The sequence below is a fragment of the Fontibacillus panacisegetis genome (assembly GCF_900102215.1).
GTDB lineage: Bacteria > Bacillota > Bacilli > Paenibacillales > Paenibacillaceae > Fontibacillus > Fontibacillus panacisegetis.
The window spans coordinates 1-23,796 of record NZ_FNBG01000019.1 but is presented as its reverse complement, the minus strand read 5'-3'; the positions used below and the strand labels follow the sequence as shown (position 1 = coordinate 23,796).

The following is a 23,796-nucleotide window of genomic DNA, read 5'->3' as shown; positions in this document are numbered from 1 at the left end:
ATTGGATACTTAGGCATTTGCTATACTATTCCTATATGGGGAGGGTGGATTTTATGTCCATAAAAGGGCGACATTTATTTACTTCCGAGTCCGTAACTGAAGGACACCCGGATAAAATTTGTGACCAAATCTCCGATGCGGTTCTGGATGCTTTCCTTGAAAATGATCCGTATGCCAGAGTGGCTTGTGAAGTGTCTGTAGCGACCGGACTTGTACTCGTAATTGGTGAGATCAGCACGAAGTCGGAATATGTTGATATTCCAGCAATCGTTCGCAAAACGATTAAAGAAATCGGTTATACACGTGCAAAATATGGATTCGATTCAAATACTTGTGCAGTCTTGACCTCGCTTAACGAGCAATCAGCTGATATCGCTCAGGGTGTAAATGCTGCATTGGAAAACCGCGATCCGGAACAAATGGATAAGGAAACGGAAAACATTGGTGCGGGTGACCAAGGTCTGATGTTCGGTTTTGCAACGAATGAGACACCGGAATTGATGCCACTTCCGATTGCACTCTCTCATCGAATCGCTCGTCGTCTGTCTGAAGTACGTAAGAATGGTACGCTTGACTACCTTCGTCCCGATGGTAAGACACAAGTTACGATTGAATACGTAGATGGCAAACCAAAACGAGTGGATGCGATTGTAGTATCTACACAACATGCTGAAGATATTACGCTGGAACAAATTCAACGGGATATTAAAGAACAAGTTATCCTTCCTGTTGTACCGGCTGAATTGCTCGATGGTGAGACTAAATATTTTATTAACCCTACAGGTCGTTTTGTTATTGGTGGTCCTCAAGGGGATGCAGGCTTAACAGGTCGCAAGATCATTGTTGACACATATGGTGGTTATGCTCGTCATGGCGGCGGTGCTTTCTCCGGTAAGGATCCAACTAAAGTGGACCGTTCAGCAGCTTACGCTGCACGTTATGTAGCTAAAAACCTGATTGCTGCCGGTCTTGCAGATAAGGTTGAAATTCAACTTGCATATGCAATTGGTGTGGCCAACCCTGTATCAATCAACGTAGACACTTACGGAACTGGCAAAGTGTCCGAAGAGAAGCTCGTGGAGCTTGTTCGTGAGAACTTTGATCTGCGTCCGGCTGGTATTATTCGCATGCTGGATCTGCGTCGTCCGATTTATCGCCAGACAGCTGCATATGGTCATTTTGGCCGTACAGACATCGATCTTCCATGGGAACGTATCGATAAAGCTGATACATTAAAGGCTCAAGCGGGCTTGTAGAAGATACTTAAAAGTCTAAAAATTTAGCTCTTCAGGTGATGGTCAAGAGATCAACACTTGAAGGGTTATTTATTTTGCAAAATCACCTAAACTTGTACGCTCATTTTACCGTTAATAGATATAGATGTGCGCATGAATGCCGTGATGCGGTGTACATATAGAATGGATTCGTGGGAAAGGGGAAAATAGGATGAAACGCAAGATTTCATTGATTATGGTTTTGGGGCTGATAGTAAACTTATTCATGGGGGCTCTGGCAAGTGTTGATGCAGAATCATCTACATTAGCTAACCCTACGGTTAGTCCAACAGAATTGAATACACCGTTAAATTCTAAATTGAATCTTAATTTTGGTACGAGTAAAGTAAAAACTAATGGAACGCAGACGTATACAATTACGGAAGGATTTTTAGCGCCTGTTTCGGTCTCAGTAACAGAAAATGTCTATTCAAATAGCATAACATTTACACCTCCAGCATTGAAATATAATACTGACTACAAAATAACTTTTCCAGAGGGTGCCTTTATTGACGAGAATGGAGTTACTTCATCTCTGATCAGCTGGAGGTTTTCCACAGTTCAAGCAACAACAAAACCAACGGCCTCCTATTATCCCGCAGCAGGAAGCAGCAGTGTTAGCGCCAGTGTTCAACCGGCTATTACATTCGATCGCAATGTAGCTTTGAATACTGCCAAGTGGGGAAGTACTGGAGGAATTACGCTTAGGAAGACATCAAACAATGCTTCGGTATCATTGACGGTGTCGGTTAGCGGCAAGACCGTAACGATTAGGCCAACCAGCAATTTGGAAGCAGATACTCAATATTATATTGAAGTACCGAGCGACGCCATTTATGATGCAGCCAATAACAGTAATTATTTTTCAGGTTTAAGTGGAACCAGTGCATGGAGCTTCCGGACAGCGGCAGTAGCGGACAAAGTTGCCCCGGTGCTCCAAAATGCTACAATGTATAGCAATGCAGTTATTCGCTTACAATACAACGAATCGCTTAACTATTCATCTTATTTATCGTCATCACATTTTAGTGTAACGGTTAATGGTGAGTCGAGAAGAGTTAGCAGCGCTTCTGTTTCCGGGGAATATGTATACGTCTATCTGGATCTGGGAGTTGCAGTTGGACAAGATGTACGGATAAGTTACTCAGGAAGTGGAAGCAAGGCTATTCAGGATCAGGCAGGTAATGCTGCTGTGAACTTTTCTGGTAAAGTTGTGACTAACGGAATGGATTCGGTATTGCCGAAGCCTAAGGATGGCTCTGCGAATCGGTATTCGGTAACCTTGTATTTCAGCGACACTTTGAAGTCGCCATCGAGCTATGCATACCAACAGTTTGTCGTGACTGGAGATGGCAGCTCCAAGGGAGTAACCAGCTTGTCCCACAGTGGTTCCTCGATTACTTTGAATCTATCAAATTATATTTATGATGGTGAGGTAGTCAAAGTAAGCTATACACCAGGATCGTATCCGCTTCAGGATTATCGCGGTATCGATATTGCAGCCTTCAGTGATTATTATGTACGTAACAATTACGATACCAAGGCTCCGGAACTCCAAGGAGCTACAGGCTCAGGAAATAAAATTGTACTGACATATAATGAAGCCCTTAGAACCAGCAGCACCCCTTTGAAGAGTCAATTCTCTGTTCTGGTAAACAATTCTCCAGTCTATGTCACGGCTGTGGAGGTTACTTCTAGTCAGGTTATACTAACTCTTGCTTCTTCTTTAACAAAGGATCAAAATGTTACCGTCTCCTATGTTTCAGGAAGTGGTGGAATTGCTGACCTGAATGGTAATTTGGCAGGATATATTAATCTGCAGCCTGTATCGTATGGTACTGTTGCTGAAGGAGTGCGTCAGGCTACCATTAAAGGAGACACAGTAACAATAACGTACAATTCTACTTTAAAAGCAATATCTTATTTTCCGGTTAATCAGTTCTATGTAACAGTTGATGGTGTGAATCGTACCATTCAATCCGGCTCTATTAGCGGGGACACGGTTACTCTTAAACTAACTGCCGCAGTAACAGCTAATCAGGCAGCAGAAGTGTCTTATGTAGCTGGTTCTACACCTATGTATGATTATCTGGGAAATCTGTTGAAGGGTTATAGCAAAATAAAGCTTCAAAACCTAGACGCAACTACATCGACTACAGATAATAAAGTGCAGCCCAGCTATATCAGTGTGATGTCTACAAGTGATTTTGGAGTTGGAGGTTATCTTCTTAATCAAAGTGCAGCGCAAACTGCTAGCAGTCGATCTAAAAATGGACAATGGATGAATAAATACGTGCTGGATTCTGCGAAGGTACAGGGAGCGTTTAATTATTTAGTTAATAACAATGTGAGCGTTAAAAATCTTGTTTTTGAAGTGCCTTCAACTGAAAAAGCAGCGGAAGTAGCTATTCCACTGAGTTCGTTAAGCGCATTGTATAGTACCAGTAAGGCAGCTACATTCTCAGTCAAACACAACAATGTAATGTACACATTGCCAATCGAGAAGATTCCATTTATGGAAATAACCAGATCATTAAGCGTAAGTAATTTGAATTCATCCTATTTAACAATACAGATGGAGCCTATCTCAAAAACATTAATGTCGTCATTGAATTCAAAAAATGGTGTAACCACGTCGATCGTAAGCGATCCGGTTCAATTGACCTTATCAGCATATGACACTGGCAAGAGCCAAAGTAGTGTTGACGTAACGCATACAGGCAAAATTTACTTTAAGGCTGCCAATCAAGCTTCAACCGCCTACGCAAGTCTTCTAAAATACAGTCCAGTGAATTATGCCGCATCGTACATTCCATCGAGTGCAACTACCAGCGGAGCAAACATGATCTTCAATGGAAAAGTTACTGGCAACTCGATCATTGGTCCGGTAGTTGGATACAGTTACTTTTCTGATGTATATAAGCATTGGGCTAAGGATGCAATCTTCGAATTGGCGAGTAAATTGATTGTCGAACCACGTTCAGGAGCTTCATTTGCTCCAGACAAGAGCATCACTCGTGCAGAATTTGCAGTGTTTATTGCGAAGGGGCTTGGGTTAGAAGGTGACGAGACAAGTGCACGTCGGTTCACAGATGTAACTTCTGGAACGACAGCAGAATATATCGGTGCTGCAGCCAAGGCCGGTATTATCACAGGTAATACTGATGGATCTTTTAAGCCAGAAAACTATATAACTCGTGAACAAATGGCACTGATGATGGTTCGGGCTATGGATTACAGCGGATATAATACTCAGCTGTCTGGCTCTTCTGCTCAATATTTGTCTAAGTTTAAGGACTCGGCAAAAATTCAAAACAAAGAGACAGTTGCAAAAGCAGTGCGCGAAGGAATTATTCAAGGGGTAACTACGAATACATTCCAGCCTCAGGGTAACGCAACACGTGCGCAAGCTGTAGTTATGCTGAAACGTGTGTTAGATAAGTTGAATTAAAGGTTTATAGATGGAACAATGGCAAATCCCGATGCTCCTTGGAGTGATCGGGATTTTGTTTTTTTATGTGTGAGTCGAGGTTTGTCTCTACTTACTGAGTGCTGGGGAGCGTGTCTCTCGTATCTCTCGTGCCTCTGCCTTATGGATGGATGGGGCCTGGAATGTTAAGTAAGTGTAAATGTGCAACTATATTGACCAATAGAGGGCAATTTGAGTAGAAAAGGCGAATTTAAGTGTACCTTTTGCAACTAAATTTTCAAATGTGCTTATTTAGAACAAATTAAGTGTAGTTTCGCAGTTAGTTTCAAAAATCTGCCGACACAAGTGTAGCTTCTCAGCAGCTTATCCATGGAATCAACCGACTCGCGAGCGTCGTACATCCAAATGCAACATCCGGAATCTATAAATCTATGAAATCCAGACTTCCCTTAACTAGTCGATAATGATGTATTCTCTGCCCAGTACAGGAGGAGATTGGAGCGAGCCAGCCTTTAGTGCAAAGCGATTGAAGGAGTCGCACAGAGGTCCGGTAGTTTATATTTAAGTGCTGGGATACCAGTTTTGGACTTATAGGAAGTGATGAGGATAGCGCGAGTCGGATGATTTCTTTTTCAGAAATGGTCGATCGGTCTGTTGGTTTATTCTGAGGCTGGAATCTATTAAACATCATCTTAAGTAAATGTCTACATAGTTCCGGACGCTGCTCCACATCATCATATGCTATTGCAATTACACGAAAACCTAACGATTGCAAATAGAGCTCCCGATTTAATTCATGTGTATATTTGACACGATCCATATCACGTACATGTGGTCCATACCCTTTGATTTCAATCATAAATTTCAGTGGATCCGGCAAATAAGCAAAGTCTCCAAAGTAAGATCTCCCACGCCAATCAGGTATCTCGTACTCAGGGTGAAGATCATCAAAACTCTCGAACAGAGGCCACCATACATTCCTCAAAAATAAAGTCTCTCCATGTCTTTTTCCGCGGATTAGTCTTTCTCTTCTTTCACCGAAACGGCGACTCAAATGATAATTTAGAAACTTCTCATGCGCTTGCTCGAATGAGCTCGTCAGATGCATACTCAATATCACCTCTTCTTTTCACTTAGTAAATAAAAAAAGTCCCACTCATCCGATGAACAGATGTTTGGGACGTGCTTCGTCACTTATCGAATCAATCTTATCATATTAAATTTACAAAATAAACCAAACCTTACTTAGTTAATTTAGTAAATCTAGCTTTTTTTCGTAACTTTTCCGGCTTTAAGTAGTCTATTAATTGTATAGTAAATCTTTGAGGGCTTACGTGATGGGTCTTCATTCAGAAAATTTTTGACATAAAGATGGGAGAGAAGTAAACTTCATGGTTGTTAGAAGAGAGGAAATGGATGGCGGAACGAAGCTTGCGCGCTTCGCGGTAGATAAAGGGAAAAAACTGATTCTGGTGTCTTTGGCAGGCCTTATTTGGATTCAACCGATAGTTAGCCTAGGTCCGTTAGGAACAGCTTCTTCTATAGCACATGCGGCGGGAGAGCAAACTACCAAGCTAGATGTACAGGATATTACCTCTGGTGCAAAGTTAATAAAATACCAATATACAACAACACGTTCTGGTAAGCAGGTAAAGGTGCTCGCAGACGTTATAGAAGTAGATTTAAGCAATCCATATGTTGAGATGAATGTGATGACAGGCAAAGGGGGTCAATTAACGACCAGACAGTCTGTGCAAGGTATGGCAAAAGATACAGGCGCTGTAGCTGGGGTTAATGGCGATTTCTTCGCAACAGGCGGTCAAGGGGTGGCAATGGGAGCGGCGGTAACGAATGGGACGTTAATGACCAGTCCTGCTCAGCTTCAGGGGATGTATGCTTTTGCGGTCAAAAATGATGGAACTCCCCTTATTGATCGTTTTGGATTTACTGGAACAGTATATGCAGAGGATGGATCAACCATTGATTTGGCAGGTATCAATCAGGAATCGTATACGACGGAGCCTGACAAAGCATTCAGTCATGTTAACAAAATGTTTATTTATACGAGTGCATGGAAATCTGAAGAACGTCCAAAGGCTAGCTCAACTACACCGACAGAAGTGCTTGTACAAGGCGGTATCATTCAGCAAATATCAATAAAATCCGCGATCCCTGGTGCTGTTCCTGAGGATGGGTATATTTTGCGTGCACATGGAACAGCTGCTGATTTTATTGCTAACCATTTTGCAGTTGGTCAAAAAGTCGATACATCCTATCAACTAGTCTCTCAGACGAGTGGACAAGCCTTGGACCCATCAGAGCTTAAAATGATGATTGGTGGTCACACTCTATTAGTGGATCAAGGACAACCTTCTTCTTTTACCCGTTCTACAACTTCGATCAGTGGAAGCAGTGCGGTAGCTCGAACTGCAGTCGGATATTCGCAGGATGGAAAAAAAGCCTACATTATTACAGCTGAAAAAAATAGCAACAGCACTGGCATGACATTGGTAGAATTGCAAAAGTTCATGACAAGCGTTGGCGTTTGGAGAGGGATGAACCTTGATGGTGGCGGCTCAACAACGATGGTTACCAGGCCGCTTGCCGAGACTGAAGCGTCCCTTGCATTTACAACGTCTAATGGCGGTGCAGGACAGCGTGCAGTGGCAAACGGGCTAGGTGTCTACACTACAGCACCTCAAGGCACACTTAAGGGCTTGAAAATTAGCGGAACGTCTACCTTGCTGATCGGAGCAACCACTTCATATACTTTGAAAGGTTATGATACCTACTACAATCCAATAGATACGTCGGGCATTCAGGCCACATGGAAATCGGATAACGGGAATGTGACCTGGACCGGCTCGCAGTTTAAAGCTGTTAAAGCGGGCTCATCAGTCATTACTGCGGTCAGTGGTGATGCTATGAACACCTTGAAGGTTACAGTACTTGGGGGCAGTGATATAGATGGCTTGACTCCTGATACTACGTACGGTTCTCTTGACGCAGGAACAACTCTTCCTGTCACTGTTAAGGCCAAACTGAAAAATGGAAATACAGTAGAGGTTCCGGCAGAATCCGTAAAATGGGAGTTTACAGGGATGAAGGCCGCTGTGAAGGATGGGGTATTAACCGTTCAGTCTGTGAACCAAGGAGCAAAAGTAGCTTACGCAACGCCAAAGTATGACGGATATAGCGGCACTCCAATAGTGTTATCAGCCTCCTCAGAGCAAATCTGGGAATCTTTTGAGAATGTATCCTATCAGGTAGGGTTTACTGGATTGCCGGCAGAGGTTACAGGTTCAGCAGCAATTGTACAAGGAACTGGCGATCGCGCTTCTTCAAAGGTACTGAAGCTTGATTATGATCTCACTGGTGGAACAGGGAACAAATTTGCTTATGCGCAAATTAACGGGACGGCAGGTAGAGATATTCCAGAAGGCGCTACAGCCATGGCGATTGATGTGTTAGGTGATTCCAGTCTCAATTGGCTACGAGCAGAATTTAGTGATGTAGATGGCAAGAGCGTCTATGTGGATTTAATCCGTCCACTCGATTTTAATGGGTGGAAAACAATTAATATTGATTTGTCGGGTTATTCGATCAAGCAGCCGGCTAAGCTGAAACGTCTCTATCTCGTGAATTTGGAGGAAGGGCAAGATGAGCGGGCATTGAGTGGCAGCGTGTCATTTGACAATATCCGGTTTACTGCTCCAGCTTCCTCGGACGGGGATACTGGCTTGCCGAGTGCGAAGGTGCAAATGATAATTGGTCAAAAAACAATGACGGTTAACGGTCAAAAGCAAGGACTTGATGTTGCACCGCTGGTGAAAAACGGGACGACTTATGTGCCAATCAAATATATTCTGGACTCCTTTGGAGGAAGTGCACTCTGGAATAGTACTGCGAAAAAAATTACAGTCACGCGCGGAACAACAGTTATGGAATTGACGGTAAATAAAAAGGAATTTATGATGAACGGTTCAATGAAAACAGCCACGGTTGCTCCTATTGTCACGGGTGGAAGGACTTTAGTCCCGTTGCGTTTGGTGTCTGAGCAATTAGGAATTGATGTAAAATGGGAACAGAAAACCAAATCCATTACTCTTGAATCATGATATGATAGGTTGGGAATATAAGGATTGTGGAAATGGAGAAGGTTGAAGTGGCTGAATATCAATCTGATGCAATTGATCGTGTCATTAAAAACGCCGTAGGCGTAATGGAAAACAGCAAACTGCAAATTCTTGAAATATTGGATTCTGCACGAGATGAGCTCAAAATGCTGAATAATGAAGTAAAACAGATCATGAAAGAAACAGCAGAGACCGTTGAAAAGGTCGATCAGCTCGAAATCAATTACCGCAGGTCCCGCATCCGGCTGACGGAGGTCAGCCGGGATTTTGTGCGGTATAAAGAAGAGGACATTAAGCAGGCATACGAGAAAGCGACCCAGCTTCAGTTAGACCTGCTTATTTACCGTGAAAAGGAAATGTATTTAAAAGCCAGACGTGATGAATTACAAAAAAGAGCACGTATTGTTGAGAAGTCTGTAGAAAGGGCCGAAACAGTAAGTGCGCAAATGGGCGTAGTACTTGAGTACCTGTCTGGAGAATTGGGACAAGTATCCAAAATTCTTGAATCTGCAAAAAACAGACAGCTGATCGGCTTAAAGATTATTCTGGCGCAGGAAGAGGAACGTAAACGGATCTCCAGAGAGCTTCATGATGGTCCTGCTCAAATGCTTGCAAACCTAGTTCTTAGGACGGAAATTGTTGAAAGAATGATAGGTAAGCAGGAATTTAAGATGGTAGAGGACGAAATAGTAGACTTGAAAGCACAAGTGCGATCCAGTCTTGAAGAAATGCGTAAAGTTATCTTTAACTTGCGTCCCATGGCTTTGGATGATCTCGGATTGATTCCGACATTGCGTAAATACGTACATGATTTCGAAGAAAAGACAAAGATTCGGGCCACCTTTGAGACAAGAGGTAAGGAGCATAGGATGAATTCTCCTATGGAGGCGGCGATATTCCGGTTGATTCAGGAGGCACTGACCAATGCTGCTAAGCATGCTTTTCCGACTTATGTCGGTGTAGACATAACTTATCAAGCACAAATGGTCCGGATTGTTGTCCAGGATAACGGCCTTGGGTTTAAGGTAGACCAATTGGAACAGAAGACAAATAACCATACTCATTTCGGATTAATCGGCATGAGGGAACGAGTTGAATTGTTAGAAGGAAGAATGGAGATCGAATCTAACGCCAATCAGGGCACCAAGATTATTATCCATATCCCTACTAGCACAGAGAAAAGAAAGGAGTCTTAGAATGGATAATCTCATTTCTAGCAACAGACAGGCAATAAAAGTTCTCTTGGCTGACGATCATCAATTGTTTCGCGAGGGCTTAAAACGGATACTCAATATGGAAGATGATATTGAAGTAGTGGGAGAATGCAGCGATGGTACTCAAGTATTGGAGAGCTGTCAGTTGCATAACCCTGAGATTGTTCTCATGGACATTAACATGCCACTTCTAAACGGAGTAGATGCAACAGCAGAACTTCGGGAAGCGTTACCGGAAGTAAAGGTAATTATTTTGTCCATACATGATGATGAGAGCTATGTATTTGAAACTTTGCGCAAAGGGGCTACTGGCTATTTGCTGAAGGATATGGAGGCTGAATCTCTGATTAATGCGATTCGTACTGTCGCAGAAGGGAACGCCTTTATTCATCCGAAGGTTACTGGTAAGCTTATTCAACAGCTTCGTCGTATGGAGTACTTGAGTGAGACGGGGGCGATTGCGGAGGATAATGCTATACGTGAAGCAGGTGTTAAATTTGTGGCAGGTGAGGATAGTCCACTTACCCGTCGCGAAGCAGAAGTATTGAGATTGATGGCAGAAGGCCGCAGCAACAAAATGATTGGCGAGCATTTGTTCATCAGTGAAAAGACGGTTAAAAACCATGTCAGCAGCATTTTGCAGAAGATGGATGTAGATGACCGGACACAAGCGGTAATTAATGCAATCAAATTTGGCTGGGTGACTCTCTAAGCTGAGGATTTATGCTTGGCAAGTTACATACAAGTTTCCTTAAAAGACTTAGGCGTCAAAGGGATAGAAGAGCCTAGGAACCGACCTTACAGAAGCGGCATATATTGTCGCTATAAGGGAGGTGGCGCCATGATTCCTTATTTGGGTTGGATATTGTTCGCATATGGGATGGCTGCAGCAACTGTGCATATGATTTATCGGCTGGATCTTAGGAGAAGGTCAAATCGACGTGCCCATGTGAACTATGTTCTGGTGACTCACAATCATGAGAATCAGATGGAATGGTATGTAAGAGCTTTATCCTGGTATGGGAGACTTCGCGGATTGTCTCTAAATGTTACTGTACTCGATGTTGCGTCGGAGGATGATACGCTGGCGATTTTGCAACGGCTCCATAACCAAGAGGGGCTTGAGCTGAAGATTGTCGGTATCTCTGAAGTGCATGAGGAAGACATAGGGCAACATATGATTCATATTATGGACGGAAATAATACTCCGGTCTATGTTGATCTACGTGTGCCGCAGGAGGCGAGCAAACTTCCCTATGTCCATGTATGAATGGCCTCACGGTCAGCTTCAGCAATTAAATAGGAACAGGTGGAAGCGGGTAATGCTGTGGAAGCTGATAAAAGTGTGAAGCACACTCTACAATGGCAACAAGCTGTGGAGTGTGCTTTTTTGCGTTTAATTGACTTGCTTACGTAAAAAAGGGGGTGTCGTCAAATGAAAATTTGCTTATACGCTGTAAGATTCGAAAAAGGCTGGCAACTGCGTGTGAGTCTGGATATAAGGGTGGATTTGAGATGGCTGATGATGACAGGGATAGGTGGAGAAGTGGATAGGGACAAGGGAATGATGAAGAATGGATCTAGTGAAGCCATTTTTGTATGGCTGCTATCTGAAGCGATGCCTTTAGGATGGGCAGTAACCCTTCGGGATTTTTTCAAGGAGTGTCCAGAAATGGATAATTGGAGATCCGAGGAGTGGGGCAATTATTTGAGGCGAGAGCTTAAGCAGGAGATAAAGGAGGAAGAGAAGGCTCGAGGGGCTGGAAGTGAGTTTACATATGGGAATAGGATAAAAAGACAACGAATTCGGTGGGAGTTACTAGCCGGAAGCTCTCCTTGCATAATATGGGAAAGAGAAGCCGGCTTAACGCCACAGGGTGAGTTCTTGTTCAAGCAAGATGTTGATAGTAAGCAAGCAAGTGGATACATAGATATGGATGAAGATAATGGCGGGAGCAAAATATCGAATAACACGCCTACATTGACGGACAAAAAAAGCGATATGTATTCTGTGAATATGTGGCTTAGTGTTGCTATTGGGAGCGAGCGGTTGTCTGGCGCGCTCGCGGGGCGGTCGCTGCTGCAGGCCGAGCTGCAGCAGCTGCTGGCGGAACGCCTGCCGGAGCTAGCCCCGGCATGGCGCTCCGCCGTCCAGCACGCGCACCTGGAGGGGCGCGTGCAGCTCACGGCCGGCGTCGCTCTCGCCGCCGGCCGCCGGGGGCGGGGCCCGCTAGCTGCGCGGGCCCGCCTTTACCGCTGCCGCCGCTGCGGCAGCGAAGTGCACCGCCGCACGCCCTGCGGGGCGTGTGGCTTAAGCGGCTGCGCCTACTGCGAGGCGTGCCTCGCGCTGGGGCGCAGCCGCTCTTGCGCGCTGCTGCTTCGCGGCAGCGCGGGCCCCGTGGCGCCGCTTGCCGGAGGCGCAGCGGCTGGGGCTCAGCCCTTCACCGAGTCCATGCTGGATCGGTGGGGGCTGAGCCCCGCACAGCGCGCGGCGGCAGCGTCCGCGCTGTGCTTCCTGGCAGCGCGACCACAGGATCGCGCCATCCAGCACGCATTTCCGCTGCTATCACCTCGCTCCTGCTCATTGCAGATAAATCCATCTCCACAACGATTTCTGCTATGGGCAGTGACGGGAGCGGGGAAGACAGAGATGATTTTTCCGCTGCTGCAATATGTACTGGATCGTGGGGGGCGTGCGCTGGTAGCTACACCTCGCAGAGATGTCGTACTGGAATTGGCTCCGCGTATTGCAAAAGCTTTTCCAGAAGAGAAAATCGCTGTTCTGTATGGAGGAAGTACGCAGCGTTGGGAGGAGGCCGATCTGTTTTTAGCAACGACTCATCAATTGCTTCGATTTTATCGCGCTTTTGATCTTGTAATCATTGATGAGCTGGATGCTTTCCCATACCATAATGATCCTATGCTGGCATTTGCAGCGAGGGAGTGTTGTGCGGCTTCAGGCAAGTTTGTTTTTTTATCGGCAACACCGCCTCTTACAATGCAGAAGGAAGTAAAATCGGGCAAGCTGCCGCATGCCAAAGTCCCCTCCAGATTTCATGGATATCCACTTCCGGTCCCAAGGCATATAAGCATGACCAAGCTGGATGATTGTATTCGTCGGCAAGCCCTCCCAAAAGGATTAATAGAAGCTTTGGACAAATCGATTCAGCGCGGAGCGCAGGTGTTTCTTTTCGTGTCGCGGATTCGGCATATAGAACCTGCTGTCAAATTACTTCGTCGTTATTTTTCAAAAATATCGATTGAAGGGACATCATCAAAGGATGAGCATAGAGGAGAAAAAGTAATCCGATTTCGCTCAACTGAAATAAGGATACTGGTTACAACAACTATTCTGGAACGTGGAGTCACTGTACCGAAGAGCGATGTATACATTTTGGATGCAGATAGTGAATTGTTCGACGAGGCTTCTTTAGTGCAAATGGCTGGACGTGCTGGTCGTTCTAAAGACGATCCTTGTGGGACAGTATGGTTAGCATCACCTGAATGGACCAAACCCCAGAGAAGGGCAATCGCTCAAATTCGTTCCATGAACGCGGTAGCAGAGAAACACGGATATTTAAAAATACCAAGCTCTAAACTATCTGGCAAGGAGGTGTCTCGTAAATGAAATCTTTTATTCATAACCTACTTGCACCTTCGAGAATTTCTTGCTTGGCTTGCGGTAAAGAGATTTCAGAGTCGGTTCGGGGATATCCTGAAATTTGTATAGGATGTTATTCCTCCATACCCTGGATCACAAAATCAAGATGCAACATTTGCGGGAGACATGTCGGTTGTCCGGATTGCAGCAGGAAGGACATGGCGCCAAGGCATTTTTTGATGAATCGAAGTGCAGTTGCATACAACACTGTTATGAAAGAATGGCTTGCTCAGTACAAATTTCGTGGAAACGAAGCGTATCAGCCTCTCATGGCGCGAATGATGGCAGAGGCAATGAAGAGAATGCTTTATGAGTTATCGTTGCGGGGAGGAAATAAAAAATTTCGTTTTGATGCTGTTGTACCTGTTCCAATCAGTGAAGAACGCATGTCTGAGCGTTGCTTTAACCAAACAAGGTCGTTGGCATTTGGAGCAGCCTCGATAAGTAAAGCTTCAGTGCTTGAAATTTTACATCGAAGGCAGCATACCGAGAAACAGAGCTTTAAGAGCAGACGTGAACGCTTGGAGAGCATGATGGGGGTGTATACCCCTTCGTCTGATGCACAGCACTGTCTTATTTCTATAATGCAAAAGCCTGTGAAACAGGGAAGATTCCACTCTTTATTTGAAAATCAGAAATTAACACAAAATGCTCCAATCCGACTTTTAATTATTGATGATGTCTATACAACGGGAAGTACTGTAGATGCATGTGCTGCAACTTTGCAAATGCTTTGTAAATCGATAGGGGCAACACCCGAAATATACAGTCTTACTTGGGCCAGATCCTGATTTGTAAGAAGTACAGTATATGACATTTTGGACATCCATTACAAAAATTCATAGACGAATTCGCTCGAATCATGTAATCTAACATCAAATAATGTTTTTTGAAAGGACGAGTAAGTCAAATGGGTATGAACTTAGGAAATTGCCCGCGTTGTGGGAGATTGTACGCTCTAAATTTCAGAGACATCTGTCCGTCCTGCATCAAAGACATTGAGCTGGAGTACGAGAAATGCCTAAAGTATCTGCGTGAGGAAAAAACGGCTACCATTCAAGAAGTCTCTGACGCTACAGAAGTTTCGATCAAGCAAATTACGAAATTCATTAAAGAAGGACGTATATCTATAGCGAACAATCCCAATATGATGTACCCTTGTGAAGTATGTGGAGTTCTTATTCGTGAAGGAACGATGTGCGACTCCTGCCGAAATCGACTGACTCGGGATTTTGCGGCTACAGCTGCAAGAGAGGAATCGGGCAGGAACGGAAAACATAGAGAAGATAAACGAAGTGGTGGAGCATACGGGGTTATTGATAAATTCCGTGGACCAACCAATTAAATAAGGAAGTTTAGTAAAATTTTATTTAATTATCCATTTTTTTGGAATATAGGACTTTTAAAAAACAGGCTATATGCCATAATATTCTTCACAAACCAAAGCTTCACTATAAAATATGTTTCAACTTACGCCGATAAACTTAGTAAAGATTATCGGCTTTTTTATTTGGAAGGAAAGGTGGAGCCCATGAAAATAAATGATACTGGACGGCTTGGGGCTATAAATAATTATCAAAGACAGGTTGAATCGCAACGTAAGGACTCTGATCTGAAATCGCGGCGCAAGGATGAAGTATCCATTTCCTCGGAGGCTAAGGAATTGCTGAAGGCTCAGGAGACTGCACAAGATCCGGCTCGCGTCGAATTGATTGAGGATTTGAAGTCGAGGGTTTCTTCGGGAACTTATAACGTGGACGCTGGAGCACTTGCTGAGAAGCTCGCGCCATACTTCAAGTCTTACTTCGAGAAATAGGGGGCGACCATGTCAGTTCAAGGTTTGATTGAAGCGTTGGAGCAATTGTCCGAAAGATATACAGCTCTCTACGATATTGCGCAGGACAAGAAGCAGGCGATCATTTCTAATGACTATGATGGACTGGTAAAAGTTTTGTCTGGCGAGTCGAAGCTGCTGAAGATTATTGAAGCCGAAGAGCAGCAGCTTCAGGACTCCGCTCAAGTCTTTTTGCAGTCAAAGGGTATTAAGTCCAGACTTGAGCTCACAATTACAGATATTCTTCGACTAGTGTTTGATCCTGAGGAGAAGCAGAGGCTAACAGCAAGTCAGCGTACGCTTAATGAACAATTAACGAAGCTGAAGCAGGCAAATGAACTAAATCAGGATTTAATTGCTCAATCACTCAATTTCATTGATTTTTCATTAAATGTCATGATAGGTGGAATGGATGAAGAGGCCACATACTCACCACCGCAGAGCTCTGAGAGAAAGTCATCCGCACGAAGCAACTTCGATACCAGAGCATAAATTTAAATCAATAAAGGAGAATGATGATGACCTCTACATTTCATGGAATAGAGACTAGCAAGCGTGCATTATTCGTGAATACGACCTCTATGCAAACGTTGGGCCATAATATTTCCAACGCGAGTACAGAAGGCTACTCACGTCAACGGGTGAATCAGACTGAAGCTAGACCAATCTGGGCAATGGGCATGACCAAGAGCCAGCAGCCAGGTATGCTGGGTACTGGCGTCGAATACGGCAGCATTACTCGGGTTCGTGATACTTTTTTGGATACACAATATCGCAGAGAGAATCAGTTTCTTGGTTCATGGGAAGTACTGAATGCAACGATGGTATCCATACAGGGTATTTTAAATGAGCCATCCGGAAGTGGTCTTGCTACAGTAATGGATGATTTCTGGAATGCTTGGGAGACGTTGAACCGCGACCCATCCTTGCTTAGTGCACGTGTTGCTGTAGCCGGGGCAGCAAGTAATATGACAGACACATTCAAGCATATTAGCGAGTCGTTGACTAACCTTACAAATGATGTTACTTCCAACATTGATAAAAAAGTAATGGAAGCTAACAATCTTCTTGATAATATTGCCAGCTTAAATGTTTTGATTCGTGATAATGAAAGCTTTGGAGACAATGCGAACGATTACCGCGACCAACGAGATCTGCTAATTGACAAATTGTCTACGATTGTGGACGTTCAATTTGCCGAAGATGAAGTGGGTATGGTTAATATTACAGCCGCAGGAGTCAATGTAATAACAGGCGATGCCGTTACATACTTAACCGCTGCTAATGCGGCTACTGCAACTGCAGGCCAGTTGAATGGGTATACGAAGTCGCTTGCAGAAACACAGACAATTCGCGACCAATTAAATGCTATGGTGAATACGCTGACGACGGGTGAAATCAAGGTTACTTTGAGTAACGGTTATGTTACTACTTCTCAGTTGTCTGCCTTGAATCAGGTGACTTTGGAGGATGGTACCGTCATTCCGGCCGGACAGGTCATCCCTGCAGGCTCGAGAATTGCCTCTTCCATGGATATTCTGGTTAATGGCTTCAATGGCCTGCATGGGCTGGGTTATACACTGACAGAACCAACTACGTCAGGGGTTCCGTTCTTTGTATCCACAGGCGGGGGCTTTACGATTGATGATATTAGAGTAAACCCGGATATTCTTGCAGATACAAATAAAATAGCAGCTTCTTCTAAATTTGAAAATGTAAATGGTGCGGATAAGGTAATACGGGGAAATAGTGATATAGCTAATGCCCTCGCAAGCTTGCGTGACGCTCTATTTACCTTTCCTGCGAATTTGACTTCACTTTCCAAGGGTACGACAGATGATTATTTCCGCGCTCTTGCAGGCGATTTGGGGATCAGAGCTGCCAATACGCAACGGAACTTTAATAATCAGCAAAGCATGGCAGATAATTTGCAAATCCAACGCCAAGAGATTAGCGGGGTTTCAATAGATGAAGAATTGGCTGACATGATCCGCTTCCAGCAAGCATACAACGCCGCTGCACGGAACATGACGACCGTAGATGAAATGCTTGATCGGGTTATTAATTCAATGGGTATCGTAGGACGGTAAAATAGGAGGGATTTAACGACATGCGTGTAACAGGATCTATGCAAAATATTCAATTACTTCGCAATTTGCGAAACATCAACACATCCATGACTCAAGGTCAGCAGCAGCTTGCAACAGGCCAGCGCATCAGCAAGCCGAGTGATGATCCGGTCGGCCTTACCTATCAAATGCGTTACGATACGGACCTCGCCAGAAGCGATGAATTTTTGATGAATGCCCAGACAGGGACAGAAATTCTGAAAACGATGGATTCCCTTATGCAGCAGGCTAGTGATGTGCTAAAACGTGCTCGTACACTTGGACTACAAGCAGCTAATGGTACGTTAGATGCACAGCAAAGAGGCACGATTTCTGCGGAAATCAAGCAGCTTAAGGAACAGATGGTCACGATTGGGAACAGTACCTACAATGGCAGATATCTATTTAATGGTCAGAAAACCGATCAACCACCGTATAGTACTGCTACTGCTTCTTCTGACAAGACAGATACTGGACTGTTTTATTTGAATGTAAGTCCCTCGGTTAAAGTGCCAGTTAGTATAACAGGGGAGATTGTGTTTGGACAAGCGGATTCAACAAATAATGTTTTTAAAGTCCTGGATGAGTTATCGACTGCGCTTGATACCAATACAGTATCCGGAATCTCGAGTAGTGTAGATAAGATTGATGCTGCAGTTGATCATATGATGATAAGTTGGGCAGAAGTTGGGGCTCGTATGAATCGCTTTGAGTTGATGGAGAATCGGATCGCAAGCGAGCAGGTAAGTTTGCAAGAGCAGAGGTCTAATGTTGCGGATGTAGATTTTTCAGAGGCAATTATGAACCTTAAAATGAAAGAAAACGTTCTTCAAGCCGCACTTTCTACGGGTGCCAGAGTTATGCAGACGTCGCTTGTAGACTTTATAAGATAATTTGAAATCGGGAGGAGATGTTGTGACCGGAATTCAGCCAATGTTATCCGGTGATTGGGGGAAGTATAGACCTGCCGAGCTTTCGGTTCGCTTAACTTCTCCTGAAATGACTACAGATTGGACAAATGTCTTTGATGATTTAGGGCTGAAGCGACCTCACTCATTGATGAGAGAAGTTGAAGGAAAGATTCAGACTTCTACCTTACAAGACATAGCTACTAAATCTCGTGAGGGTGATAGGATAGCTAATATTGCCTCCGGTGAAAAAAATGTGTTTGGGCATATTGCTCATGAGCGGTATATGCGAAAAGGGCAGAAGGAAATTACGATTGAGGCTTTGCCAAGGCAAGGTGTTATAATTGATTTTCGTATTTATCCGCCGGAAATACAGGTTGATCCGAGAGGGGCGCTTCCTAGATGAGACAACTTTATAGCGACGCTTATGGCACGCTAGAGCTTGAAGATAGTCAGATTTATTCCTTTGAAAACGGAATATTGGGTATTCCTGATACGCAAAATTACGCACTGTTTCCAATGGGTGACACGCCCTTCTTCATTCTTCATTCGCTTGAGAAACAAATTAGTTTCATTCTAATTCCTGCTCATGATGCGGTGCATGATTACAATTTTCAAATTGACGAGGAGTCGATTGAAAGCTTGAAATTGAAATCCCCAGAGGATGCCGGGGTGATGCTAATTGTAAACATTCAGCAGGATGAGTTGTTTGTGAATTTGATGGCTCCTTTGCTATTGTCACCGCATTCTATGAAAGGATGTCAGTACGTTATTAAGGATCAGGAACTTTCTATGAGGTATCCCTTATTTCGAAAGGGGGATAAGTAATTGTTAGTTCTACGGCGACGCATTGGAGAGACCGTTATGATCGGTGCTGACATTCAAGTTCAAGTCCTCGGTGTGGAAGGTGATCAGATTAAGCTTGGGTTTATAGCTCCTAAGGAAGTGCAAATATTACGGAATGAATTATATCAAGGAATTGTTGCCGAGAATATGGCAGCTAAGGAACAGACAAGTCAATTACAGCAAGAAGAAATCCTGAACCTGCTGAAAAAATTTAAAATGTAAACCATTTTGAAGGTGGTAGGTAAATGATGAATATTGGTAATCGCATCGATTCGATCTCTTCTGATTTGATAAAACCGCTAGAGTCTGTTTCTTCAACTACGTCAGGCAGATCAATTTCTCAGAATATAGACAGTAACAAGAGCAACGTAGCAGAGCAAAGATCACGAGAATACATCCTGGAGCAACAAGAAAAGCTGGAAGAGCAAATTAAGAAACTGAATGAAGCAATAGCGTCCTCTGGTAAGGAATTGAAATTTAAGTACAACCAAGATGCTAATCAGCTCTATGTGGAAGTGCTGGATTCTAAAACGAAAGAAGTCGTTACAAGTCTTCCACCGGAATTTCTAATCGAGCTTTCCTTGAAGATGAAGGAAATGATAGGGATGTTTTTGGATAAAAAAATATAACTAATCAATGAGGTGAATAGAATGGGAATTAGCTTACCAGGATTAGCTTCAAATCTAGATACGACATCGCTTATTAACGCTATTATGAGTCAAGAAAAAGTGCCGTATAAAAACTTTGAGACAAAGAAGACGGCTGTTACGAATAATAAAACTATATTTAATAATATCAACCTGAAGCTAAAAGCGTTACGTGATGCTGCTATCAATCTGTCTGATGTGGATTCATTTAAAGCAAATGGAGCTAATATTTCAGATTCTTCAAAATTAACAGCCATAGTTGACGCTTCAACTGCTACAGGTAATTATGCCATCAAGATTATTACTTTAGCCAAGCAACAAGTGAATGCGACAAATGCGATTGCTCTTAATGATAGCGACGGGAAAAAAATCAAGCTTAGTAGTGATGACCTTGAGTCAGAAATTAGAGTAGAAGGAATTAATGAACCGTTTATCTTGAAAAATATGGGATTAACCTTGGATAACACAGTGGAAGAGGCGCTAAATAAGGTTGCAAATGAGATCAACAAAAATAAAGACTCCAATGTTCAAGCATCCGTTATTCAGACAGCTGATGGTGCTAAAAGTATTGTTCTTATGGGGAAAGAATCTGGTAAATCCATTGCTATGAGTGGAACCGGCTTGTTTTCGACTCTTACAACTAAGGTAACTGCAGAGCCTGCAACAATTGAAATCAATGGTGTTCCGATTACAAGTTCAAGCAATACGATCAAAGATGCTATTCCTGGTGTGACTCTTCAGCTCTTAGCCGACAAGTCTAGTGTTAATATGGAGATTAAGCAGGATCAAGACAAGATTGCTGAAAAAGTTCAGGCCTTTGTTGACGCATATAACAATGTAGTTAGTCTTATTCGGGAAAACACAAAAAAAATTACCAATGAAAAAAACAGTGATGGCTCCTATAAAAACTTTAAAACAAATCTACAGGGAGATTCTATGCTCAGAGATCTTCAGAGAGAGATGGGAGACATCATCAGTAGTATCACGGGTCCAAATGATCAATACAGGCTACTGGATCAAATCGGTATTGAAATCGATAAGGGTATTACTAGAGGCGCGGAAATGACAGGCAAAATTTCCTTTGATAAGGCATTGTTTAAACAAAAATTAGCGGATAATCCTTCAGTGGTTGAGGAAATGTTTAAAGGTGATCGGGGGCTTGGAACCCTGTTTAAAGATAACCTGAATAATTACACCAAAGCAAACGGTCTAATGCAAATCAAATTAGACGGGTACGATAGAGAAATTAAATTTATTGACAGTCAAATGGAGAGCCTGCAAACAAGACTGATATTAAGAGAAGAGGCCTTGAAAAAACAGTATGCCCAACTGGAAGTAAATATGTCTAAGTTAAACAGTCAAAAAACCTGGATGACTAATCAATTAGCTGCTCTTACCGCATCAGCGAAATCATCGTAGTTGAAAATAGGAGATGACTAGTATTATGGCCATGCAGAATATGTCTGCCTATCAAAGCTATCAAAAGAATAAGTATGAAACGGCCTCTCCTCACAGACTAACGTTAATGTTGTATAATGGAGCCATTCAATTTGCAACTCGTTCACAAGAAGCAATCAGCTTGGGGAATATAGGAGATTCAAATCTGTATATTCAGAAAACACAAGACATTGTATTTGAGTTGCTTTCATCCTTGAATGAACGTGAGGGTGGAGAAATAGCGGCGAATTTAAGACGTATTTATCTGTATATTAATGATCTGCTTTTACAGGCTAATCTAAAAAAAGATGAACAATCTATCGTTGAGGCGATTTCTCTTCTCAAAGAACTTCAATCTGCCTGGGAACAGATTGGGAAGGAAGTTACCCTTGGATAAGCACAATGATTCTTTGTTGGGGATAAGACAAGAATTGTATTTGAACTTGCTTGGATGTGCCAAATCGCAGTATACATTGATCAACTCGTTGAGTTCAAATGAGAAATATGAGGAAACTTTCTCGGAGCTTTCGAATCAGTGGGATCAAATTTGTAACGAAATAGAAGATTTGGATCATCAGATTGGACCAGTCAAGGAAGCTGAAACTTTTCTAATAGGTATTATGAATGAAATTATGGAGTGTTTACATTCTATAGATAAGCAGATTCAAGATATTGTGGGTTCAGCTGGTCATGATCTGAAAATAGTAAAAGATCAACGCATGCTTGTAGATGCTTATTATGGTATGGGTCGTAAAGGATTGGATTCTATGTATTTCGATGAAAAAAAATAATTTTTTTTAAAATTAGGTATAAAGTTTTATAAACTATTACCGATATATTATTTAGACCACAAGGACGTGGTCAATTTAAACCAAATCACGGAGGATGATTACGATGGGAATGTTTATTAACACTAACGTTGGCGCATTGAACGCTAACCGCAACCTGAACTTCAACAACACACAAATGGGTAAGACAATGGAAAAATTGTCTTCCGGTTACCGCATTAATCGTGCAGCTGACGATGCAGCTGGTTTGGCAATCTCTGAGAAAATGCGTTTCCAAATCAACGGCTTGTCCCAAGCACAACGCAACGCTCAAGATGGTATTTCCTTGATCCAAACAGCTGAGGGTGCTTTGACTGAAGTTCACTCCATGTTGCAACGTATCAATACGTTGGCTAACCAAGCAGCTAACGGTACTTATGACAGCACTGACCGTGATAAGATTCAATTGGAAGTTAAGGAATTGGTTGATGAAATTGATAATATTGCCAAAACAGTTAACTTCAACGGTATTCAACTGTTGGGAGATTCTGCTTCTGGTACCCTTGGTACTGAGGTTAAATTCCAAATTGGTGCAGATGCTGACACTACCATCAAAGTATCCCTCAAAGATATGTCTACTACAGGCTTAAACCTTGCCGCTATTACAGTAGCTGGTGCTGATGAAACTGCTGCTAATACTACAATTACAGCAGTTAAAGATGCAATCAGTCTTGTTTCTGAACAACGTGCTACTTTCGGTGCGGTTCAAAACCGTCTTGAGCACACAGTAAATAATCTGGGTGTAATGGTAGAAAACCTGTCTGCTTCCGAATCACGCATTCGTGACGCTGATATGGCTACTGAAATGACGGCATTTACTAAGAACCAAATCTTGGTTCAGGCTGGTACTGCAATGTTGGCACAAGCTAACTCTGCACCACAAGCTGTTTTGAAATTGTTGGGATAATAAATCCAGCTAAGGCAGCCCTCCAAATTGGGGGGCTGTTTTTATAACTAAATTTTTAATTTTATTTATTCTAAATTTTCATGCAATTAAATCCGATATAAGACTTAAAGCTCTTGGTTCTATTTGCTTATTATTTTAATACAAAGGGGATTGGGAAGATGGTTCAAAAGGCTCACAAAAGGTTTCTTGCCACAATCTTGTTAGGATCCGCAGTCTCATTGGTTCCTATTACTAGTGCAAGTGCAGCAGAAGTCACAGTAGGGTGGAATACAGACAATGTTGTAATAACTAATAATGTTGGTAAGCCTGATGTGGTGAAAGTAGGCGGACTAGTAGAAGGAGCAGTAGTCAAAGTTTATTCTAAGGCTACCAACGGAACTTTATTAGGTACTGGCGTTGTGAAGAAGGGCCAGACCGAAGCAATTATCAGTATAGCTAATATTGGATCTGAAGAGGGCAAACTTTATGTTTCTGTAACTCTTGAATCAGAGGCTGCCGAAGTTAGTTTTGAAGCAGAAGCACAATCTACTAAAGTAGCTGCAGATAAAGTAACCATCGTGAATAACG

The 23,796-nt window shown here is 43.0% G+C and carries 22 protein-coding genes and 1 pseudogene; 22 read left to right on the top strand and 1 reads right to left on the bottom strand.

Translation table 11 applies throughout. The features are described from left to right. The first annotated feature begins 53 nt into the window (after positions 1-53). Together metK and BLS49_RS15695 are read left to right on the top strand one after the other, a co-directional pair. Positions 54-1,256 carry a methionine adenosyltransferase gene (metK, locus tag BLS49_RS15700; RefSeq protein WP_091232505.1) on the top strand — a complete coding sequence of 401 codons (1,203 nt, stop codon included), beginning with the start codon at positions 54-56 and terminating at the stop codon, positions 1,254-1,256. A 190-nt stretch (positions 1,257-1,446) separates the two neighbouring features. Then, positions 1,447-4,725, top strand: coding sequence for a SwmB domain-containing protein (locus tag BLS49_RS15695; protein WP_091232502.1), 3,279 nt, complete (start codon positions 1,447-1,449; stop codon positions 4,723-4,725). A 400-nt stretch (positions 4,726-5,125) separates the two neighbouring features. On the opposite strand, the gene BLS49_RS15690 is transcribed toward BLS49_RS15695, so the two are convergent. Continuing rightward, positions 5,126-5,812, bottom strand: coding sequence for a hypothetical protein (locus tag BLS49_RS15690; protein ID WP_091232500.1), 687 nt, complete (start codon positions 5,810-5,812; stop codon positions 5,126-5,128). Between the two features lie 304 nt (positions 5,813-6,116). On the opposite strand from BLS49_RS15690, the gene BLS49_RS15685 reads away from it, so the two are divergent. From BLS49_RS15685 to BLS49_RS15590, 20 genes and pseudogenes are all read left to right on the top strand, one after another. Further along, positions 6,117-8,822: a stalk domain-containing protein gene (locus BLS49_RS15685; protein ID WP_245742474.1), complete on the top strand. Its 2,706-nt coding sequence runs from the start codon at positions 6,117-6,119 to the stop codon at positions 8,820-8,822. A 32-nt stretch (positions 8,823-8,854) separates the two neighbouring features. Further along, on the top strand, positions 8,855-10,036 hold the full coding sequence (locus tag BLS49_RS15680) for a sensor histidine kinase (RefSeq protein ID WP_091232495.1): 1,182 nt from the start codon (positions 8,855-8,857) through the stop codon (positions 10,034-10,036). 1 nt (position 10,037) lies between these two features. Beyond that, positions 10,038-10,766 (top strand): response regulator, encoded by a 729-nt coding sequence (locus BLS49_RS15675; RefSeq protein WP_091232493.1) that lies wholly within the window; start codon positions 10,038-10,040, stop codon positions 10,764-10,766. Positions 10,767-10,895: 129 nt separating this feature from the next. Continuing rightward, the gene (locus BLS49_RS15670) at positions 10,896-11,324 is read left to right on the top strand and encodes a hypothetical protein (RefSeq protein WP_091232490.1); all 429 of its coding nucleotides are present in this window, start codon (positions 10,896-10,898) and stop codon (positions 11,322-11,324) included. 165 nt (positions 11,325-11,489) lie between these two features. Next, positions 11,490-13,682, top strand: coding sequence for an ATP-dependent helicase ComFA (locus BLS49_RS15665; RefSeq protein WP_091232487.1), 2,193 nt, complete (start codon positions 11,490-11,492; stop codon positions 13,680-13,682). Next, on the top strand, positions 13,679-14,506 hold the full coding sequence (locus tag BLS49_RS15660; protein ID WP_091232484.1) for a ComFC family protein: 828 nt from the start codon (positions 13,679-13,681) through the stop codon (positions 14,504-14,506). The genes BLS49_RS15665 and BLS49_RS15660 overlap by 4 nt, the downstream gene beginning before the upstream one ends. Positions 14,507-14,631: 125 nt before the next feature. Continuing rightward, positions 14,632-15,060, top strand: a complete 429-nt coding sequence (locus BLS49_RS15655) for a TIGR03826 family flagellar region protein (protein ID WP_091232718.1) — start codon at positions 14,632-14,634, stop codon at positions 15,058-15,060. Positions 15,061-15,246: 186 nt separating this feature from the next. Continuing rightward, positions 15,247-15,531 (top strand): flagellar biosynthesis anti-sigma factor FlgM, encoded by a 285-nt coding sequence (gene flgM / locus BLS49_RS15650; protein ID WP_091232481.1) that lies wholly within the window; start codon positions 15,247-15,249, stop codon positions 15,529-15,531. A 9-nt stretch (positions 15,532-15,540) separates the two neighbouring features. Continuing rightward, positions 15,541-16,041: a flagellar protein FlgN gene (locus tag BLS49_RS15645; RefSeq protein WP_091232480.1), complete on the top strand. Its 501-nt coding sequence runs from the start codon at positions 15,541-15,543 to the stop codon at positions 16,039-16,041. Between the two features lie 26 nt (positions 16,042-16,067). After that, entirely contained in the window at positions 16,068-17,639 is a 1,572-nt protein-coding gene (flgK, locus tag BLS49_RS15640; protein ID WP_091232479.1) for a flagellar hook-associated protein FlgK, read from the top strand. 20 nt (positions 17,640-17,659) lie between these two features. Beyond that, positions 17,660-18,550, top strand: a complete 891-nt coding sequence (gene flgL / locus BLS49_RS15635; RefSeq protein WP_091232478.1) for a flagellar hook-associated protein FlgL — start codon at positions 17,660-17,662, stop codon at positions 18,548-18,550. Between the two features lie 22 nt (positions 18,551-18,572). Further along, positions 18,573-18,971 (top strand): DUF6470 family protein, encoded by a 399-nt coding sequence (locus tag BLS49_RS15630; RefSeq protein ID WP_091232477.1) that lies wholly within the window; start codon positions 18,573-18,575, stop codon positions 18,969-18,971. Beyond that, complete coding sequence (gene fliW, locus BLS49_RS15625) at positions 18,968-19,393, top strand: flagellar assembly protein FliW (protein ID WP_091232476.1); 426 nt, start codon at positions 18,968-18,970, stop codon at positions 19,391-19,393. Before BLS49_RS15630 ends, fliW begins: the two co-directional genes overlap by 4 nt. After that, on the top strand, positions 19,394-19,633 hold the full coding sequence (gene csrA / locus BLS49_RS15620; RefSeq protein ID WP_091232461.1) for a carbon storage regulator CsrA: 240 nt from the start codon (positions 19,394-19,396) through the stop codon (positions 19,631-19,633). It abuts the gene before it with no gap. Between the two features lie 23 nt (positions 19,634-19,656). Further along, positions 19,657-20,040, top strand: coding sequence for a flagellar protein FlaG (locus tag BLS49_RS15615; protein WP_245742468.1), 384 nt, complete (start codon positions 19,657-19,659; stop codon positions 20,038-20,040). 21 nt (positions 20,041-20,061) lie between these two features. After that, the gene (fliD, locus tag BLS49_RS15610) at positions 20,062-21,477 is read left to right on the top strand and encodes a flagellar filament capping protein FliD (RefSeq protein ID WP_091232457.1); all 1,416 of its coding nucleotides are present in this window, start codon (positions 20,062-20,064) and stop codon (positions 21,475-21,477) included. 25 nt (positions 21,478-21,502) lie between these two features. After that, positions 21,503-21,892 (top strand): flagellar export chaperone FliS, encoded by a 390-nt coding sequence (fliS, locus tag BLS49_RS15605; protein WP_091232454.1) that lies wholly within the window; start codon positions 21,503-21,505, stop codon positions 21,890-21,892. Continuing rightward, positions 21,885-22,286, top strand: coding sequence for a hypothetical protein (locus tag BLS49_RS15600; RefSeq protein ID WP_091232451.1), 402 nt, complete (start codon positions 21,885-21,887; stop codon positions 22,284-22,286). Before fliS ends, BLS49_RS15600 begins: the two co-directional genes overlap by 8 nt. Before the next feature lie 103 nt (positions 22,287-22,389). Then, positions 22,390-23,229, top strand: a complete 840-nt coding sequence (locus BLS49_RS15595; RefSeq protein ID WP_091232448.1) for a flagellin N-terminal helical domain-containing protein — start codon at positions 22,390-22,392, stop codon at positions 23,227-23,229. Between the two features lie 158 nt (positions 23,230-23,387). Next, a pseudogene (locus BLS49_RS15590) lies at positions 23,388-23,796 on the top strand (hypothetical protein); the annotation flags it as partial.

Coding starts and splice junctions, on each gene's coding strand:
- metK (WP_091232505.1), top strand. CDS start 54: ATGTCCATAAAAGGGCGACATTTATTTACTTCCGAGTCCGTAACTGAA.
- BLS49_RS15695 (WP_091232502.1), top strand. CDS start 1,447: ATGAAACGCAAGATTTCATTGATTATGGTTTTGGGGCTGATAGTAAAC.
- BLS49_RS15690 (WP_091232500.1), bottom strand. CDS start 5,812: ATGCATCTGACGAGCTCATTCGAGCAAGCGCATGAGAAGTTTCTAAAT.
- BLS49_RS15685 (WP_245742474.1), top strand. CDS start 6,117: ATGGATGGCGGAACGAAGCTTGCGCGCTTCGCGGTAGATAAAGGGAAA.
- BLS49_RS15680 (WP_091232495.1), top strand. CDS start 8,855: ATGGAGAAGGTTGAAGTGGCTGAATATCAATCTGATGCAATTGATCGT.
- BLS49_RS15675 (WP_091232493.1), top strand. CDS start 10,038: ATGGATAATCTCATTTCTAGCAACAGACAGGCAATAAAAGTTCTCTTG.
- BLS49_RS15670 (WP_091232490.1), top strand. CDS start 10,896: ATGATTCCTTATTTGGGTTGGATATTGTTCGCATATGGGATGGCTGCA.
- BLS49_RS15665 (WP_091232487.1), top strand. CDS start 11,490: ATGAAAATTTGCTTATACGCTGTAAGATTCGAAAAAGGCTGGCAACTG.
- BLS49_RS15660 (WP_091232484.1), top strand. CDS start 13,679: ATGAAATCTTTTATTCATAACCTACTTGCACCTTCGAGAATTTCTTGC.
- BLS49_RS15655 (WP_091232718.1), top strand. CDS start 14,632: ATGAACTTAGGAAATTGCCCGCGTTGTGGGAGATTGTACGCTCTAAAT.
- flgM (WP_091232481.1), top strand. CDS start 15,247: ATGAAAATAAATGATACTGGACGGCTTGGGGCTATAAATAATTATCAA.
- BLS49_RS15645 (WP_091232480.1), top strand. CDS start 15,541: ATGTCAGTTCAAGGTTTGATTGAAGCGTTGGAGCAATTGTCCGAAAGA.
- flgK (WP_091232479.1), top strand. CDS start 16,068: ATGACCTCTACATTTCATGGAATAGAGACTAGCAAGCGTGCATTATTC.
- flgL (WP_091232478.1), top strand. CDS start 17,660: ATGCGTGTAACAGGATCTATGCAAAATATTCAATTACTTCGCAATTTG.
- fliW (WP_091232476.1), top strand. CDS start 18,968: ATGAGACAACTTTATAGCGACGCTTATGGCACGCTAGAGCTTGAAGAT.
- BLS49_RS15615 (WP_245742468.1), top strand. CDS start 19,657: ATGATGAATATTGGTAATCGCATCGATTCGATCTCTTCTGATTTGATA.
- fliD (WP_091232457.1), top strand. CDS start 20,062: ATGGGAATTAGCTTACCAGGATTAGCTTCAAATCTAGATACGACATCG.
- fliS (WP_091232454.1), top strand. CDS start 21,503: ATGGCCATGCAGAATATGTCTGCCTATCAAAGCTATCAAAAGAATAAG.
- BLS49_RS15595 (WP_091232448.1), top strand. CDS start 22,390: ATGGGAATGTTTATTAACACTAACGTTGGCGCATTGAACGCTAACCGC.